We start from the raw sequence: 14,998 nt of genomic DNA, 5'->3' as shown, positions 1-14,998 counted from the left end.
CGGGTGCGGTAATCTCTTCTCATCCAACACGGTTGAGGAGGGCACCACACAGTGGGTCGTCATCGGAAACAGCCTGCTACGACGGTTCGACGTAGCTCGCTCATCGCACTGACCGGATTGGTCCCCGCCGGACTCGTGGCCGTTACCGCCGCCGCGACCGACGCGACCATCGCCAGCAACGCCGCTGTCGAGCACGACCTGCCCGGCGCCGACGCCGAGGCCGCGCCGGAGCTCGTGGCCGCACCGCAGGCCGATATCGCCGAGGTCGCCCACGCCGAGGCGCGCCAGTCGCCCTCGGCCGCGCCAGTCGTGAAAACCGTTGCGCTGCCGGATGATCGCGTGGCCGCCGATCTCCCGGCCGGCCCGCTGGGCATCCCGGGCATCGCGGTCGCCGCCTACCAGAGCGCCGAACAGCAACTGGCCGTGGAGAATCCGACCTGCGGGATGTCCTGGTCGCTGCTGGCCGGCATCGGCCGGGTGGAGTCCACCCACGCGTACGGCAAGGCCGACGCGGACGGCAACCCGATCAAGGCCGTCTACGGTCCGGTCCTGGACGGCAGCCTGTACGGCAACAACGTCATCCACGACAGCGACGGCGGTGAACTCGACGGCCTCGGCGGCTACGACCGCGCCATCGGCCCCATGCAGTTCCTGCCCGAGACCTGGCACCGCTACGCCGCCGACGGCAACGCCGACGGCATCGCAGACCCGCAGAACCTGTTCGACGCCGCCCTCACCGCGGGCCGCTACCTCTGCGACGGCGGCCTCAACATGCGCGACCTCTCCCAGCAGTCCAAGGCGATCCTGCGCTACAACAACTCCATGGCCTATGTAGCCAACGTCATGGCCTGGTCGACCTCCTACTCCAGCGGCATGGCCCCCAAGCCCTCCGACCTCCCCCGCATCTGACCTGAGAGGACATGGCCCCGCCGAGGGCGCTCGAATGAGCAGCAGCATAAAATCGGGCATATGCCAGTGATTACGGAAGCGGATGTGCGGGCCGCGCTCGCGAAGGTCGACGACCCGGAGATCCGCAAGCCGATCACCGAGTTGGGCATGGTCAAGAGCATCGCCATCGCCGACAGCGGTGACGTGCACGTCGAGGTGTATCTGACGACGTCGGGCTGCCCGCTGCGGACCGAGATCGTCCAGCGGGTGACCAAGGCCGTCGCCGATGTGCCCGGCGCCGGTGCGGTGACCGTGGATCTCGACGTGATGAGCGACGAGCAGCGCACCGAGCTGCGCAAGTCGCTGCGCGGCGACTCGGCCGAACCGGTGATCCCGTTCGCCCAGCCCGGATCGCTGACCCGCGTCTACGCCGTCGCTTCCGGCAAGGGCGGCGTCGGCAAGTCCAGCGTCACCGCCAACCTGGCCGTCGCGCTGGCCCAGCGTGGCCTGTCGGTCGGCGTGCTCGACGCCGACATCTACGGCCACTCGATCCCGCGCATGCTCGGCACCGACGCCCGCCCGACCCAGGTCGAGCGGATGATCATGCCGCCGATGGCCTACGACGTGAAGATGATCTCGATCGCGCAGTTCACCCAGGGCAACACGCCCGTGGTGTGGCGCGGTCCGATGCTGCACCGCGCGCTGCAGCAGTTCCTCGCCGACGTGTTCTGGGGCGACTTGGACGTGCTGCTGCTCGACCTGCCGCCCGGCACCGGCGACGTCGCGATCTCCATCGCGCAGCTGATCCCCAGCGCCGAGATCCTGGTCGTCACCACCCCGCAGATCGCCGCCGCCGAGGTGGCCGAGCGCGCGGGCGCGATCGCCCTGCAGACCCGTCAGCGAATCGCCGGCGTGGTGGAGAACATGTCCTGGCTGGACCTGCCCGACGGCACCCGGATGGAGCTCTACGGCTCCGGCGGCGGCCAGGTCGTGGCCGATCGGCTGACCCGCGCGGTGGGCTCGACGGTGCCGCTGCTCGGCCAGATCCCGATCGAGCAGGCCCTGCGCGAGGGCGGCGACGCCGGTACCCCGATCGTCCTCGGCGACCCGGACAACCCGGCCGCCAAGGCCCTGCGCGAGGTCGCCGACAAGCTGGCCGTCCGCAAGCGCGGCCTGGCGGGCATGTCACTGGGCATCGATACGACCCGGCACCTCTGAGCCTGGGGTTGTCGGTGGGGGTGCTTAGGCTGTCTACATGCTGACGCTGCTGCTCTATGTGCTGATCGTCGGACTGGTCGCGGCCATGTTGTTCCTCGTGGCGAGCGCGGTGTTCGGCCGGTCCGAGGAACTCGGGCCGCTGCCCGAGGGCACGACGGCCACGGTGCTGCCCGCCCACGGCGTCACCGGCGCCGACGTGCGCGCGTTGCGGTTCCAGCAGGTCGTGCGCGGCTACAAGGCCGGCGAGGTCGACTGGGCGCTGGGCAGGCTGGCCGAGCGGATCGACGAACTCGAACTCGAGCTGGCGCAGGTGCGGCAGTGGCAGGCGCAGGTCGCCGCGGGCCAGGACCGCCCGTGACCGAGCTCGCCGACGACGGGTACGAGCGCTGCCCCTGGTCGACCGGCTCGGCGCTGTATCGCGACTACCACGACACCGAGTGGGGCAAGCCCCTGCACGGCGACGACGCGCTGTTCGAACGGCTGTGCCTCGAGGCCTTCCAGTCCGGCCTGGCCTGGATCACCATCTTGCGGAAGCGGCCCGCGTTCCGCGCGGCGTTCGCCGACTTCGAGATCGCGAAGGTCGCCGAGTTCGGCGACGCCGACCGCGAGCGACTGCTGGCCGACGCGGGCATCGTCCGCAACCGCGCCAAGATCGACGCGGTGATCGCCAACGCTCGGGTTGCTCGGGACCTGCCGGTGGGCTTGGACGAGCTGCTGTGGTCCTTCGCCCCCGCGCCACGCCCGCGGCCGGCGACGATCGCGGATGTGCCCGCCACCACACCCGAATCCATTGCTCTGGCAAAGGAATTGAAGCGCCGAGGCTTCGTCTTCGTCGGCCCGACGACGGCGTATGCCCTCATGCAGGCGACCGGGATGGTCGACGATCACCTGGAGGTTTGCTGGGTGCGCCAGGCCGCGAACGGAACCGACTCGCGAGTCACATTTCGTACTCAGGTGTCCGTCCGAGACGGCAATAGGGAAGAATAGGACCGGTGTGGCCCGCCGAACACCCGGCGAGCCCGCTGGTTGGCGACAACCGGCAGACGAGAATCAGTGCGCAGACAGACCGCGCAGATCTGGAGGGAGCAGAGGATGGCGGCCATGAAGCCCCGTACCGGGGACGGTCCCCTCGAGGCAACCAAGGAAGGTCGTGGAATCGTCATGCGGGTTCCACTCGAGGGTGGCGGGCGTCTGGTCGTCGAACTCACACCGGACGAGGCTGCGGCGCTCGGTGACGAATTGAAGAGCGTCACCAGCTGACGGCACTCACCGAGGTGGCCGCACTCCTGGCCTGCCCGGAGTGCGGTGACGAACTGCAACCGCGCGATCGCGCGCTGCGCTGCGGTACCGGCCACAGCTTCGACATCGCCCGACAGGGCTATGTCGGGCTGCTGACCGGCGCAGCGACGAAGATGACCGGCGACACCGCCGATATGCTCGACGCCCGCGCCGCTTTCCAGGGCGCGGGACACTTCGCCCCCATCGCCGCGGCCGCGACGCACGCTTTCACCGCGGCACCCGCGCCCGACCTGCCCGACGCCCAGGTGATCCTCGAGGTCGGCGCCGGCACCGGCTACTACCTCGCCACGATCCTGGCCGCCGAGCCCGGGTTCGCCGGCATCGCGCTCGATGTCGCCAAGCCCGCCGCGCGCCGGGCCGCTCGCGCGCACCCGCGCCTGGCCTCGGTGCTGGCCGACGCCTGGCGCGGTCTGCCGATCCGCGACCACTCCCTGGCCGGCGTGCTGTCGGTGTTCGCCCCGCGCAACCCCACCGAGGTCGCCCGGGTGCTCGCGCCCGGTGGCAGCTTCGTGGTGGTCACGCCCACCGTCGACCACCTGAACGAGCTCGTCGGCCCGCTCGGCATGGTCCGCGTCGACCCCGACAAGGAGCGCAGGCTCGCCGATTCGCTCGCGGGGCTGTTCACCCGCTCCGCGCACACCCGGGTCGAGTTCGGGATGAAGCTGTCCCGGCGCGACGTCACCGACGTCATCGCGATGGGCCCCTCGGCCTTCCACGGCACCCCGGCCGACGATCCCCGCATCGCGGCGCTCCCCGACGTCACCGAGGTCACCGCCGCGGTCACGGTCTCGACCTACCGTCCGGCGAGCTGACCTTGCTCGACGGGCCGACCGCCCGGGATCGCGACCGCTGCGCGACGAACCGCGCCGCGGCTACCTCAGCACGCTGCGATACACCTCGACGGTCTGCTCGGCGATTCGCGCCCAATCGAATTCCGCGATGGCGCGCGCCCGCCCGGCGTCACCGTAGCGCCGCGCCAACTCCGGATCGCCCGCCACCGCGTTGACGGCGGCGGCCAGTCCGCGTTCGTACTCCGCCGTCGACCCCGCGTCGTAGTGCACGAGCCGACCGGTGACCCCGTCGTCGACGACCTCCGGGATGCCGCCCACATCGGAGGCGACGACCGCGGTGGCACAGGCCATGGCCTCCAGGTTGACGATGCCGAGCGGTTCGTAGACCGAGGGACAGACGAACACCGCGGAGGCGGTGAGGATCTGGCGGACCTGCTCGGTCGGCAGCATCTCCTTGACCCAGAACACGTTGCCGCGTTCGCGCTGCAACCCGTCGACGGCGGCGGCGATCTCGAGTTCGAGTTCCCTGGTATCGGCCGCACCGGCGCACAGGACCAGCTGGATGTCGGGATCGAAATCGGCGGCCGCGGCGAGCAGGTGGCCGACCCCCTTCTGCCGGGTGATCCGCCCGACGAAGGACACGATCGGCAGCTCGGCACGCACCCCGAGCCGTTCCAGCACGGGGGCCTCGTCGCCGGCGGGTGCGCCCGGATGCCAGACCGTGGCGTCGATGCCGTTGTGCACCACGTGGACCCGGCCCGGGTCGATCGCCGAATAGGCGTCGAGCACGTCGTGGCGCATGCCCTCGCTCACCGCGATCACGGCGTCGGCGTACTCCATCGCGTTGCGTTCCGACCAGGACGAGAGCCGGTACCCGCCGCCGAGCTGCTCGGCCTTCCACGGCCTGCGCGGTTCCAGCGAATGCGCGGTGAGGATGTGCGGAATGCCATAGAGCGCGCCGGCGAGATGGCCCGCGAGCCCCGCGTACCAGGTGTGCGAGTGGACCACGTCGACGGCGCCGACCGCGTCGGCCATCCGCAGCTGCGCCGACATCATCTGCAACGCGGCGTTGGCGGCGTAGAGCTCGGGGTCGGGCCGATGCACGACGGCGCCGGTGCGCGGCGCGCCCATACAGTGCACGGTCACCTCGGCCAGCGCGCGCAGCCGGGCGGTGAGTTCGGTGACATGAACTCCCGCACCGCCGTAGACCTCGGGCGGGTATTCCCGGGTCAGCATGGCGACCCGCAGCTGTTGCGCCGGCTCCTGGTCGCTGTCGGTGCCATAACTCACTGGTCCAAATTAGACCCTCGGGTCGACATGAGCCACCGTTGTGCCGCCCAGCCTGTACTTTGAGCAGGGTGAGGAGCCAGCCGCACGTACTCGGGATCGTGCTCGCCGGTGGCGAGGGCAAACGACTGTTTCCGCTCACCGCAGACAGGGCCAAGCCCGCGGTTCCGTTCGGCGGCGCGTACCGGCTGATCGATTTCGTCCTGAGCAATCTCGTCAACGCGGGATACCTGCGCCTGTGCGTGCTCACCCAGTACAAGTCGCATTCGCTGGATCGCCACATCTCGCAGACCTGGCGGCTGTCCGGTTTCACCGGCGAGTACATCACCCCGGTGCCTGCCCAGCAGCGCCTCGGGCCGCGCTGGTACACCGGCAGCGCCGACGCGATCATGCAGTCGCTCAACCTGATCTACGACGAGGACCCCGACTACATCGTCGTCTTCGGCGCCGACCACGTGTACCGGATGGACCCGGAGCAGATGGTCGCCAGCCACATCGCCTCCGGCGCCGGGGTGACCGTCGCGGGCATCCGGGTGCCGCGCAGCGAGGCGAGCGCGTTCGGCTGCATCGACTCCGACGAGTCCGGCCGGATCACCCAGTTCCTGGAGAAGCCCGCGCATCCGCCCGGTACCCCCGACGACCCGAACGTGACGTTCGCGTCGATGGGCAACTACGTGTTCACCACCCGGGTGCTGGTCGACGCGATCCGCGCCGACGCCGAGAACTCCGACTCCGACCACGACATGGGCGGCGACATCATTCCCGCGCTGGTCGCCGCGGGGAAGGCCGCGGTCTACGACTTCGCCGACAACGAGGTGCCCGGCGCCACCGAGCGCGACCGCGGGTACTGGCGTGACGTCGGGACCATCGACGCCTTTTACGACGCGCACATGGACCTGGTCTCGGTGCACCCGGTGTTCAACCTCTACAACAAGCACTGGCCGATCCGCGGCGCCGCCGAGAACCTGCCGCCCGCCAAGTTCGCCAGGGGCGGGCTGGCGCAGGAGTCGATCGTGGGGGCCGGCTCGATCCTGTCGGCGGCCACCGTCCGCAATTCGGTGCTCAGTTCGAACGTGATGATCGACGACGGCGCCACCGTCGAGGGCAGCGTGCTGATGCCGGGGGTGCGGATCGGGAAGGGCGCGGTCGTGCGGCACGCGATCCTGGACAAGAACGTCGTGGTCGGCGAGGGCGAGATCATCGGTGTCGACCTGGATCGCGACCGGGAGCGGTTCGCGGTCAGCCACGGCGGGGTGGTCACCGTCGGCAAGGGGATCTGGGTCGGCTAGCAGCGCGAAGCGCAGAGCAGCCCGTCACCGATCGGGATCAGCACGCTGGTGAGGTCGGGGTTCTCCGCGATGGCCCTGGTGGCCGCCCGCACCGCCTGCGTGGCCGGGTCACGCTGGGATTGGTCGGGCACGCGACCGCCGAGCAACGCGTTGTGCAGGATGAACGCGCCGCCTTCGCGCAGCAGCCGGACGCCCTGTTCGACGTAGTGCGGGTGTTCCATGGGGGCCGCGTCGACGAAGACGAGGTCGTAGGCGCCGTCGGCGAGCCGAGGTAGGACGTCGAGAGCGCGGCCGTTGATCAGCCGGGTGCGCGCGGGCGGGATCTCCGCGGTGCGGAAGGCCTCCTTGGCCGCGCGCTGATGCTCGGGCTCGGAGTCGATCGTGGTGAGCGTGCCGTCCTCGCGCATGCCGTCGAGCAGCCATAATCCGCTCACCCCGGCGCCGGTGCCCACCTCGACGACCGCGCGGGCGCCCAACATCTGCGCGTACATGCTCAGCAGGGCGCCGACGGAGGCGGGCACGGGCACCGCGCCCAGCTCGGTGGCCCGCTCGCGCGCGTCGAGGAGGATTTCGTCCTCGACGACGGACTCCTCCACATAGGCCAGGTTCCGCTCCACGTTCGATGCCACAGCTATGAGGCTAGGGCACCGGAGGGGTCCGTGTATTCAGCGAATGCGCCGATCGCCCCGAGTGTCGCGCACCGATCGAACAATTGCCACAAGTTTGCGGAAAGGTCACGAAGGGGCTGGAACTGCTGCTTTCCGCGTGCCGGCGGGACTAGGGTCGGCATCGATAAGGATTCTCAGGACACACTCAGGATCTCCACATCTGACCCATATCGGGGCAGGAAATAGTTGCCCTACGCAAGACCAGCCGATCGCGGCGGGTACGAGACGCGGGAACAACCTCACACAGTTGCTGGTTGATTCCGATAGCAAGGTTCGCTGACCCGGACCGGCGCGGTTTCGTGCCAGCGGTCCCGAGTAGGAGGTGTCCCATCCCGATGGTAGACACGGCGCGTCACGCCACACCGACCGATCAGACTCTCCCCGCCGATCTCCTCGCCGCCGACGGCGAGCAGCTCGACGCCGAACTCACCGGCACCGCCGCCTTCGACGCGACCGGTGACCGCACGGTCATGCCCTCCTGGGACGAACTCGTCCGCGAACACGCCGACCGGGTGTATCGCCTGGCCTACCGCCTCTCCGGCGACGCCCAGGACGCCGAGGACCTCACCCAGGAGACCTTCATCCGGGTGTTCCGCTCGCTGCAGAACTATCAGCCGGGCACCTTCGAGGGCTGGTTACACCGCATCACCACGAACCTGTTCCTGGACATGGTCCGCCGCCGCAACCGCATCCGCATGGAGGCGCTGCCGGAGGACTACGACCGGGTCCCCGCCGAGGGCCCGACGCCCGAGGAGTCCTACCACGACGCCCGTCTGGATCCCGACCTGCAGAAAGCCCTGGACTCACTGGCGCCGGAGTTCCGTGCCGCCGTGGTCCTGTGTGACATCGAGGGCCTGTCCTACGAGGAGATCGGCGCGACGCTCGGCGTGAAACTGGGCACCGTGCGCAGCCGGATCCATCGTGGGCGGCAGGCACTGCGCGAATACCTTGCGCATAATGGAACTGAGCAGCGGTACTCCGCTGACGCCTACGCAGGGTGACGCAGTTGTCGGCGTCACCGGGCCTCTCGGTTGATGTCGGTCGGAAGGAAGAACTCCGCATGAGCGTGGACCCCAGTGCCTCAGGTCGTACCCCGCGCTTTCAGCCCACCGAGCACCTGGCCAGCGAGGCGATCGCGGCCTATGTCGACGGCGAGCTGCGCATGAACGCGTACCTGCGCGCCGCCCAGCATCTTTCGGTGTGCCCGGAATGCGCGGCCGAGGTCGATGCCCAGCAGCAGGCGCGCATCGCGCTGCGCCGGGCCGCCGAGGTGGCCGTGCCGCGCAGCCTGCACGACAGCCTGACCAGGATCCCGCTGGCCGAACTGCCCGGCACCACAGCCGAGCCGCCGCGCCGTAACGAGGCATTTCTCGGATTCATCACCGATTCCTTCACCGCGACCCGGTGGACAACCTGGCGGCGCAAGTAGAGTCACGGGCGTGACAGGCGAATCGACGAATTCCGGATCGACCGAACACGCGGATTCGGCGGCCGACCGGGGGAACCTGCGGCCGTCGGACGCGCCGAACCTCGGCCCGCGCCCGGTGTACCGGCCGCACATCGACAGTCATACCGCGCGCGCGTTCCGTCGCCCGAACGGTCAGACCGGCTCGTTCGCGCCGCACGACCCGCAGCGGCCCGGCCCGGCCGCAGGCGCCGATCAGCTCGTCAGCCAGCGCCCGCCGGACGGCGTGCTGGCCGAGGCATTCTCCCGCCCCGAAGGTTCCGACGAGCTGCTGCAGCGCGAACCGGGCTCCGAGGAGCCGCGCACCGTCGTCGCGGGCCCCGTCGATCCCTGGCGCGATCCCGCCGCCACCGCGCGCCTCGGCGCGCCTGCTGTCGAGACGCCCGCGCCCGAGCGCCTCCCCGCCGCCCCCAAGCTGACCGCCCGCGAGGTGCTGTTCGGCTCCCGCGTCGCGCCCAAGGCGCTGGCGCTGCTGGCCGTGCTCGCGCTCGGGATCGCCGTGCTCGGCGGCCTGGTCGGGCGGATCACCGCCGAGACCGCCTCCACCCTCACCTCCCGCAAGGTCACCCTGGACCAGACCGCGGGCATCGAGGAACCGCACAGCCGCATCGCCGCGGTGGCCAACGCCGTGCTGCCCTCGGTGGTCTCCATCCGGGTCACCGTCGGCGACAACGGCGCGACCGGTTCGGGCGTCGTCATCGACGGCGCGGGCTACGTCGTCACCAACAATCACGTCATCTCGATGGCCGCGACCGACAAGTCCGATCGCGCCGCCATCCAGGTGCAGTTCTCCGACGGCACCCGGGTGCCCGCCGAGATCGTCGGCCGCGATCCCAAGACCGACCTCGCCGTGCTGAAGGTCGAGGCCAAGAACCTGACCGTGGCCAACCTCGGCAAGTCCTCCGACGTGCAGGTCGGCGACGACGTGCTGGCGGTCGGTTCGCCGCTGGGCCTGAGCAAGACCGTCACCTCCGGCATCGTCAGCGCCCAGCACCGCCCGGTGAAGCTGGCCGGTGAGGGCAGCGACACCAACGCCGTCATCGACGCCGTGCAGACCGACGCCGCGATCAACCCCGGTAACTCCGGCGGCGCGCTGGTCGACATGCAGGGCCGGGTGATCGGCATCAACACCGCGATCCGCAGCGAGACCGGCGGTTCGGTGGGCCTCGGCTTCGCCATCCCGGTCGACGTCATGCAGACCGTCGCCCAGACCTTGATCCGCGACGGCCAGATGCACCACCCGGTGATCGGCCTGAGCGCGCGCACCAAGACTGTCGCCAACGAGGTGATGAGCGGTGCCGCCGTCGCCGATGTGAGCCCAGGCAGCCCCGCTGCCAAGGCCGGCATCGTCGAGGGGGATGTCATCGTGAAGATCGGCGACCGCGAGGTCACCGGACCGGACGAGCTGGTCGTCGCGGTGCAGGCGCGCAAGATCGGCGAGACGGTGAACGTGCAGTTGATCCGCGATGGCAGGCAGGTGGACGTCCCGGTCACGCTCGAATCCGACTGAGCCGCGACCGCGCCGTCCAGGTAGCCTGGACTGCGTGTTCAGCAACATCGGGTGGAGCGAGATGATGATCCTGCTCGTCGCCGCCCTCGTGATCCTCGGCCCGGAGCGCCTCCCCGGCGCGGTCCGCTGGACCACGCGTTCCCTGCGCCAGGTGCGCGACTACGCCAGCGGCGCCACCTCGCAACTCAAGCAGGAGCTGGGGCCGGAGTTCGACGAGCTGCGCAAGCCGCTGGCCGAGCTGAACGAGCTGCGCAACATGAGTCCGCGCGCCGCGGTCACCAAGCACCTGCTGGGCGGTGACGATTCGGTGCTGCGCGGCCTGGAGAGCGCGGTGCCCGACAAGCAGCAATTGTTCGGCACGAGCAGTGGGATGCCGGGCGGATCGGGGTCGTCCTCGCCCTCGCTGTCGAAGCCGCTGGGCCACAACGAGCGCCCGCCGATCGACTTCGACGCGACCTAGACCCCCGGATAACACCGCACGGTCGGCATTTGCCACGAGGTCGCGCGCCCCGGACACAGCCGCGGCTACCTCGAAAGATTGTGATAGCCGACAAGTCGGACATGATACGCGTTGTGCCGCAATACAGTTCGATGTCAACCGATATAGACACGGAATGCTGTCGAGCTGTCTAGACTTCGCACATGTCGGCCGATGACGTGGCACGAGTCTTCGCGATCGAGGACAAGGTCGAGAGACTCAAAGCAGCCACCGACGGGGTGGCGGCTGCCCAGCAGACCATCAACGAACTCACCAGGATCAGGCGCGCCGTGATCCGCGAACTCCACGCCGAGGGCTGGACGTTCGCCCGGATCGGGGCCGCCGCCGGCCTCTCGCGTGCGCGCATCCACCAGGTGAGCACCCAGGGACCGGTCCCCGAGGGCCTGTTCTTCGGGCACGGCACGCTGACCGTGCTCGCGCCCGAGGTCCGCGCCGGGCGGCTACTGGGCGCCCCGGACCCGGCCGCGGCCCAGCGGCTGGCCGAGCTCCTGCGTCAGCTGGGTTTCGTGGCGAATGTGGAGACCTTCCTGCCCGGCAGGCCGGTCGACCTCAACCGCGACGGCCTGGTGATCCTCGGCGGCCCCGAGCTCTCCCCCAGCCTGCGCCAGCTGGTGGTCGCCGATCCACGCCTGCGCCGGACCGTCACCCGCGCCGGCGACACCCGTCGCGGCATCGAGGACCGGGCCGCGCGGCGCGTCTACCGACCCGGCGGCACAGAGCCGCACGACATCGCCTACCTGGCCCGGCTGCCCCGCCCCGACCGGCGCGGCAGCGTCATGCTGATCGACGGACTGCACCCGCCGGGGTCCCTGGGTGCGATCCGATTGCTGGCCACCCGGCTCGCCACCCTGCACGAACGCGCGAGCAGTCACTTGTTTTCGGTACTCATCGCGGTCCGTTACGACCGCACGTCGGGCGAGCCCGTAGATGCCGACCTTCTCACCCCGGTTTATCGGCACGAAACCGACCCAAGGTTGGCTACGACCCGGGTTCGTCCATAGTTAGATCTAAACTGAGCTCACTTTGTGATCTGCATCACGCTATTGTTATGCAGCACAGAATACCGACGATGTTTAGATTGCTAGCGAGTAACCGAATGTGAGTAGGTGAGCGTCACATGTTCTCGTCTCCCGAGGCCAGCGCGTGCCGGGTCCTGCCCGTGCGGGCGGCAGGCACCCAGGATCCCCGACCCGTGCCCCCGTTCGAGGCCGAGTCGACCGCCGCCGACGTGATCGTCGCGACCCATCGCCTCACCTACAGCGACCGCCTGAAGGTCTTCATCGGCCCGCACGAGGACGTGGACAGCTTCCTGCGCCCCCTGCGCCGGATGGACGGCAGGCAGCGTTACGCGCTCGATCTGACCGTGCTGCCCGAGCCGATGCCCGCCACGGAGGTCACCACGGCGGTGAGTGGCGCCCGTGGCGATCTCGCGCTGCGCTGCGCGGGCTCGGCCGACGCGATGACCCTCCAGCTACGGGTGACGATCGACCACATCACCCGCCGCTACACCCTCGGGTTCCCCGGCGGCAGGCTGGGCCTGCCGACGGTCTACCTGCCGCACGGCGACGACGACACCTACGTCTACCCCGAAGAGGTGTTCACCGCCGAGCGCGCGGCCGCGGTCTTCCGTGGCTTCTTCCACGACGGCGCGATCGGCGCCGATCTGCAGCACCGCGAGATCCTCGACTGACCGGCGCTCACCGCGCGCCGATGCTGCGCGATAGCTAGGCTGGTCACAACGGTCACAACGCCTCGGTGACCGTGGAGAGGCCGGTGGGCGATGCGGGAGCTGTTCGACGAGATCCTCGCGCTACTGGCCGTCCAGCCGGTGGCGCTGGCCAGAATCGTCGACCGGACCGGCACCGGACCGCGCGACACCGGCGCCGCGATGGCGGTGGCCGCCGACGGGCGGGTCGTCGGGTCGCTGTCGGGCGGATGTGTCGAGGCGGCCGTCGTCACCACCGCGAGCCAGGTCCTGCGTGACGGGCACGCGAGTACCGAACGCTTCGCCGCGGCCGACGAGTTCGCGGTCGGCCTGCCCTGTGGCGGCGAGATCGAGGTCTTCGTCGAACGCCTCGACGCCACCGATGCCCCGCTGTTCGGCGCGCTCGTCGCCGCGCTCGCGGCGCACGAGCCGGTCGCCTACGCGACCACCCTCGAATCCGCCCCGGATCGCCGGCTGCTGCGGCCCGGGCGCGTGGAGCCGTGGCGCGAGCTCGACCGGGACGCGGCCGCGCTCCTCGCCGCGGGCCGCAGCGGCCTCATCGGCGCGCAGGACTGCACCCCGGCCGCCGCCGACAGGCCACGCACCTTCGTCCAGGTCTTCCGCTCCCCCGCGCGCCTGATCCTGGCCGGGGCCAACGACTACACCCGCGCGCTCGGCGTGGCGGCGGCCCAGCTCGGCTACCACGTCACCGTCGTCGACGCCCGCGAAACCTTCACCACCCCGGCCCGTTTCCCCGCGGCCGACGCGGTGGTCCTCGACTGGCCGCACCGGTACCTGGAGGCGGAGCGGCGGGCGGGCCGGATCGACGAACGCACCGTCGTCTGCGTCCTCACCCACGACGCCAAGTTCGACGTCCCGATGCTGGCGAGCGCGCTGAGCCTGCCCGCCGTCGCCTTCGTCGGCGCGCTCGGCTCCCGCCGCGCCCACGCCGACCGCATCGCGCGCCTGCGCGACGCGGGGCTCACCGAGGCCGAGATCGCCCGCGTCCGTAGCCCGCTCGGCCTCGACCTGGCCGCGCACACGCCCGAGGAGACCGCGATCTCCGTCCTCGCGCAGATCCTCGCCGAGCGCGGTGGCGCGTCGGCGCGCCCGCTCGCCGACCTCGACGGGCCGATCCACCGCCCCTGACTCGAATCGGGTCGCCCCTCTTGTTCTTGCCGCGCCAATTTCGATACAGTTTGTTTCATAGATTCGAAACAAGCTGTCTCGCAAGGAGGTTCTGTGCGACCACCCGATCCCCGTACCGTGCGCAGTCGTGAGGCCGCGCTCGTCACGGCCAGGCAGCTACTGGTCGAGCAGGGCCTGGCCGGGCTGACGCACGGCGCGATCGCGGCACGCAGCGGAATCAGCCGGGCCACGCTGTACCGCCTCTGGCCGGAGCCGACCGATCTGGTGCGCGCCACCATCACCTGGCACATCGCCCTCGCCCAGGCACCGCCCACCGGGAACCTACGCGCCGACCTGCTGACCGCGCTGGCGGGCACCCACGCGATGTTGCACGAGCCTGCCAGCGAACAGGCGATACGGGTGCTGATCGAAAGAGCCGCTGTGGACCCGCAATTCGCGGCCGTCAAGGAGTCGGCATACCGGTCGGGAACCCGGGTGGTGCGCACAATCCTCACCGCCGCGGTCGAGCGCGGCGAGCTGCCCGCCGATCTCGATGTCGACCTCGCCGTCGACCAGCTGCACGGCCCCCTGTTCTTCCGCAGGCTGGTCGCCCACCGCACCTTCGACCTCGACTACGTCCAGGCGGTCGCCGACGACTTCCTGCGCCATCGCCCGACGAATCCGCCCTCCCGGCAAGGACCTTCGTGACATGACGAGCACCACCCCCGTAACCCGCTCCGCCCCACGCCTGCTCGCCGCCTCGATCGCCCTCGTCACCGTCTTCGGTGCGCTCCTGGCCGATGTCGTCATCCCCGCGAGCGCCGACCAGCACCTGGCCAACGACGCCTGGCCGCCACACGCGAAATTCCATGACGCCCAGTACATCGTGATGTCGATCCTGCTCGGCGTGCTCGCCCTCTACCTCCTGCGCGGCGACGTCACCCGCTCCCGCCTCCGCACCGCCTGCGCCCTGCTCGCCACCCCCTGGCTGGGCCTGCTCGGCGCCTTTCTGTTCCCCGGCACCGCCGTTCAAGACCCCGAATTCCACAATCCCGCGCCCCTGGGCCTGCACCCCCAGGCCCTGCTGGCCGTGGTCGCGCTGATCGTCCTGGCCGTCGCCACCACGCTCGTCGCCCGCGAGGACTCGCCCGGTTGCGCGGGCCGACGCAGCGGGTGACGACGAAAGGCGGACGAAGCCGCAGAACGGTCCCTCGGTGGTCTCTACCGCGCTCGCAACCCGGACAGTGGACG

Annotated in this window: 18 protein-coding genes; 16 read left to right on the top strand and 2 right to left on the bottom strand. The window is 70.2% G+C overall.

Annotated features, from left to right (window positions below; translation table 11 throughout):
* Window positions 1-51: 51 nt before the first annotated feature.
* The 6 genes from ATM97_RS21845 to ATM97_RS21820 all read left to right on the top strand — a co-directional run bounded on the left by ATM97_RS21845 (window position 52) and on the right by ATM97_RS21820 (window position 4,217).
* Window positions 52-909, top strand: a complete 858-nt coding sequence (locus tag ATM97_RS21845) for a lytic murein transglycosylase (RefSeq protein WP_218719904.1) — start codon at window positions 52-54, stop codon at window positions 907-909.
* A 60-nt stretch (window positions 910-969) separates the two neighbouring features.
* Window positions 970-2,106, top strand: coding sequence for an Mrp/NBP35 family ATP-binding protein (locus ATM97_RS21840; protein ID WP_218719903.1), 1,137 nt, complete (start codon window positions 970-972; stop codon window positions 2,104-2,106).
* A gap of 37 nt (window positions 2,107-2,143) precedes the next feature.
* A complete protein-coding gene (locus ATM97_RS21835) occupies window positions 2,144-2,464 on the top strand; it encodes a DivIVA domain-containing protein (RefSeq protein ID WP_218719902.1) in 321 nt (106 codons plus the stop codon).
* On the top strand, window positions 2,461-3,093 hold the full coding sequence (locus tag ATM97_RS21830) for a DNA-3-methyladenine glycosylase I (RefSeq protein ID WP_218719901.1): 633 nt from the start codon (window positions 2,461-2,463) through the stop codon (window positions 3,091-3,093). The genes ATM97_RS21835 and ATM97_RS21830 overlap by 4 nt, the downstream gene beginning before the upstream one ends.
* Window positions 3,094-3,198: 105 nt before the next feature.
* Window positions 3,199-3,366 (top strand): DUF3117 domain-containing protein, encoded by a 168-nt coding sequence (locus tag ATM97_RS21825; RefSeq protein WP_011211259.1) that lies wholly within the window; start codon window positions 3,199-3,201, stop codon window positions 3,364-3,366.
* 14 nt (window positions 3,367-3,380) lie between these two features.
* The gene (locus tag ATM97_RS21820) at window positions 3,381-4,217 is read left to right on the top strand and encodes a putative RNA methyltransferase (protein ID WP_218719900.1); all 837 of its coding nucleotides are present in this window, start codon (window positions 3,381-3,383) and stop codon (window positions 4,215-4,217) included.
* A gap of 60 nt (window positions 4,218-4,277) precedes the next feature.
* Here ATM97_RS21820 and glgA read toward each other — a convergent pair whose 3' ends face one another.
* Window positions 4,278-5,444, bottom strand: a complete 1,167-nt coding sequence (glgA, locus tag ATM97_RS21815) for a glycogen synthase (protein WP_218719964.1) — start codon at window positions 5,442-5,444, stop codon at window positions 4,278-4,280.
* Between the two features lie 110 nt (window positions 5,445-5,554).
* On the opposite strand from glgA, the gene glgC reads away from it, so the two are divergent.
* Window positions 5,555-6,772: a glucose-1-phosphate adenylyltransferase gene (glgC, locus tag ATM97_RS21810; protein WP_218719899.1), complete on the top strand. Its 1,218-nt coding sequence runs from the start codon at window positions 5,555-5,557 to the stop codon at window positions 6,770-6,772.
* Here glgC and ATM97_RS21805 read toward each other — a convergent pair.
* Window positions 6,769-7,401 carry an O-methyltransferase gene (locus ATM97_RS21805; RefSeq protein WP_374104893.1) on the bottom strand — a complete coding sequence of 211 codons (633 nt, stop codon included), beginning with the start codon at window positions 7,399-7,401 and terminating at the stop codon, window positions 6,769-6,771. The two genes, glgC and ATM97_RS21805, sit on opposite strands and share 4 nt — an antisense overlap.
* A gap of 374 nt (window positions 7,402-7,775) precedes the next feature.
* Here ATM97_RS21805 and sigE point away from each other — a divergent pair, with 374 nt between their 5' ends.
* The 9 genes from sigE (at window position 7,776) to ATM97_RS21760 (ending at window position 14,924) form a co-directional block, all read left to right on the top strand.
* Window positions 7,776-8,441, top strand: a complete 666-nt coding sequence (gene sigE / locus ATM97_RS21800; RefSeq protein WP_218719898.1) for an RNA polymerase sigma factor SigE — start codon at window positions 7,776-7,778, stop codon at window positions 8,439-8,441.
* Window positions 8,442-8,500: 59 nt separating this feature from the next.
* Entirely contained in the window at window positions 8,501-8,869 is a 369-nt protein-coding gene (locus ATM97_RS21795) for a zf-HC2 domain-containing protein (protein ID WP_218719897.1), read from the top strand.
* 10 nt (window positions 8,870-8,879) lie between these two features.
* Entirely contained in the window at window positions 8,880-10,415 is a 1,536-nt protein-coding gene (locus tag ATM97_RS21790; RefSeq protein ID WP_218719896.1) for a S1C family serine protease, read from the top strand.
* A gap of 34 nt (window positions 10,416-10,449) precedes the next feature.
* Window positions 10,450-10,875 carry a Sec-independent protein translocase protein TatB gene (gene tatB / locus ATM97_RS21785; RefSeq protein ID WP_218719895.1) on the top strand — a complete coding sequence of 142 codons (426 nt, stop codon included), beginning with the start codon at window positions 10,450-10,452 and terminating at the stop codon, window positions 10,873-10,875.
* 182 nt (window positions 10,876-11,057) lie between these two features.
* Window positions 11,058-11,915 carry a hypothetical protein gene (locus ATM97_RS21780; RefSeq protein ID WP_218719894.1) on the top strand — a complete coding sequence of 286 codons (858 nt, stop codon included), beginning with the start codon at window positions 11,058-11,060 and terminating at the stop codon, window positions 11,913-11,915.
* Between the two features lie 116 nt (window positions 11,916-12,031).
* Complete coding sequence (locus ATM97_RS21775; protein ID WP_218719893.1) at window positions 12,032-12,604, top strand: hypothetical protein; 573 nt, start codon at window positions 12,032-12,034, stop codon at window positions 12,602-12,604.
* A 90-nt stretch (window positions 12,605-12,694) separates the two neighbouring features.
* The gene (locus ATM97_RS21770; RefSeq protein WP_218719892.1) at window positions 12,695-13,768 is read left to right on the top strand and encodes an XdhC family protein; all 1,074 of its coding nucleotides are present in this window, start codon (window positions 12,695-12,697) and stop codon (window positions 13,766-13,768) included.
* Window positions 13,769-13,861: 93 nt separating this feature from the next.
* Window positions 13,862-14,455, top strand: a complete 594-nt coding sequence (locus tag ATM97_RS21765) for a TetR/AcrR family transcriptional regulator (RefSeq protein ID WP_218719891.1) — start codon at window positions 13,862-13,864, stop codon at window positions 14,453-14,455.
* 1 nt (window position 14,456) lies between these two features.
* The gene (locus ATM97_RS21760; protein ID WP_218719890.1) at window positions 14,457-14,924 is read left to right on the top strand and encodes a DUF6640 family protein; all 468 of its coding nucleotides are present in this window, start codon (window positions 14,457-14,459) and stop codon (window positions 14,922-14,924) included.
* Window positions 14,925-14,998 lie beyond the last annotated feature (74 nt).

Source organism: Nocardia sp. MH4 (assembly GCF_019266065.1).
GTDB classification, from domain to species: Bacteria; Actinomycetota; Actinomycetes; order Mycobacteriales; family Mycobacteriaceae; genus Nocardia; species Nocardia canadensis.
The sequence above is the reverse complement of the archived record's forward strand: the minus strand, read 5'-3'. Positions and strand labels throughout refer to the sequence as shown.

Bases quoted from the DNA above. Each gene is read 5' to 3' on its own strand.
- ATM97_RS21835 (WP_218719902.1), top strand. From the start codon at position 2,144: ATGCTGACGCTGCTGCTCTATGTGCTGATCGTCGGACTGGTCGCGGCC.
- ATM97_RS21760 (WP_218719890.1), top strand. From the start codon at position 14,457: ATGACGAGCACCACCCCCGTAACCCGCTCCGCCCCACGCCTGCTCGCC.
- ATM97_RS21770 (WP_218719892.1), top strand. From the start codon at position 12,695: ATGCGGGAGCTGTTCGACGAGATCCTCGCGCTACTGGCCGTCCAGCCG.
- ATM97_RS21840 (WP_218719903.1), top strand. From the start codon at position 970: ATGCCAGTGATTACGGAAGCGGATGTGCGGGCCGCGCTCGCGAAGGTC.
- ATM97_RS21775 (WP_218719893.1), top strand. From the start codon at position 12,032: ATGTTCTCGTCTCCCGAGGCCAGCGCGTGCCGGGTCCTGCCCGTGCGG.
- ATM97_RS21825 (WP_011211259.1), top strand. From the start codon at position 3,199: ATGGCGGCCATGAAGCCCCGTACCGGGGACGGTCCCCTCGAGGCAACC.
- sigE (WP_218719898.1), top strand. From the start codon at position 7,776: ATGGTAGACACGGCGCGTCACGCCACACCGACCGATCAGACTCTCCCC.
- ATM97_RS21780 (WP_218719894.1), top strand. From the start codon at position 11,058: ATGTCGGCCGATGACGTGGCACGAGTCTTCGCGATCGAGGACAAGGTC.
- ATM97_RS21795 (WP_218719897.1), top strand. From the start codon at position 8,501: ATGAGCGTGGACCCCAGTGCCTCAGGTCGTACCCCGCGCTTTCAGCCC.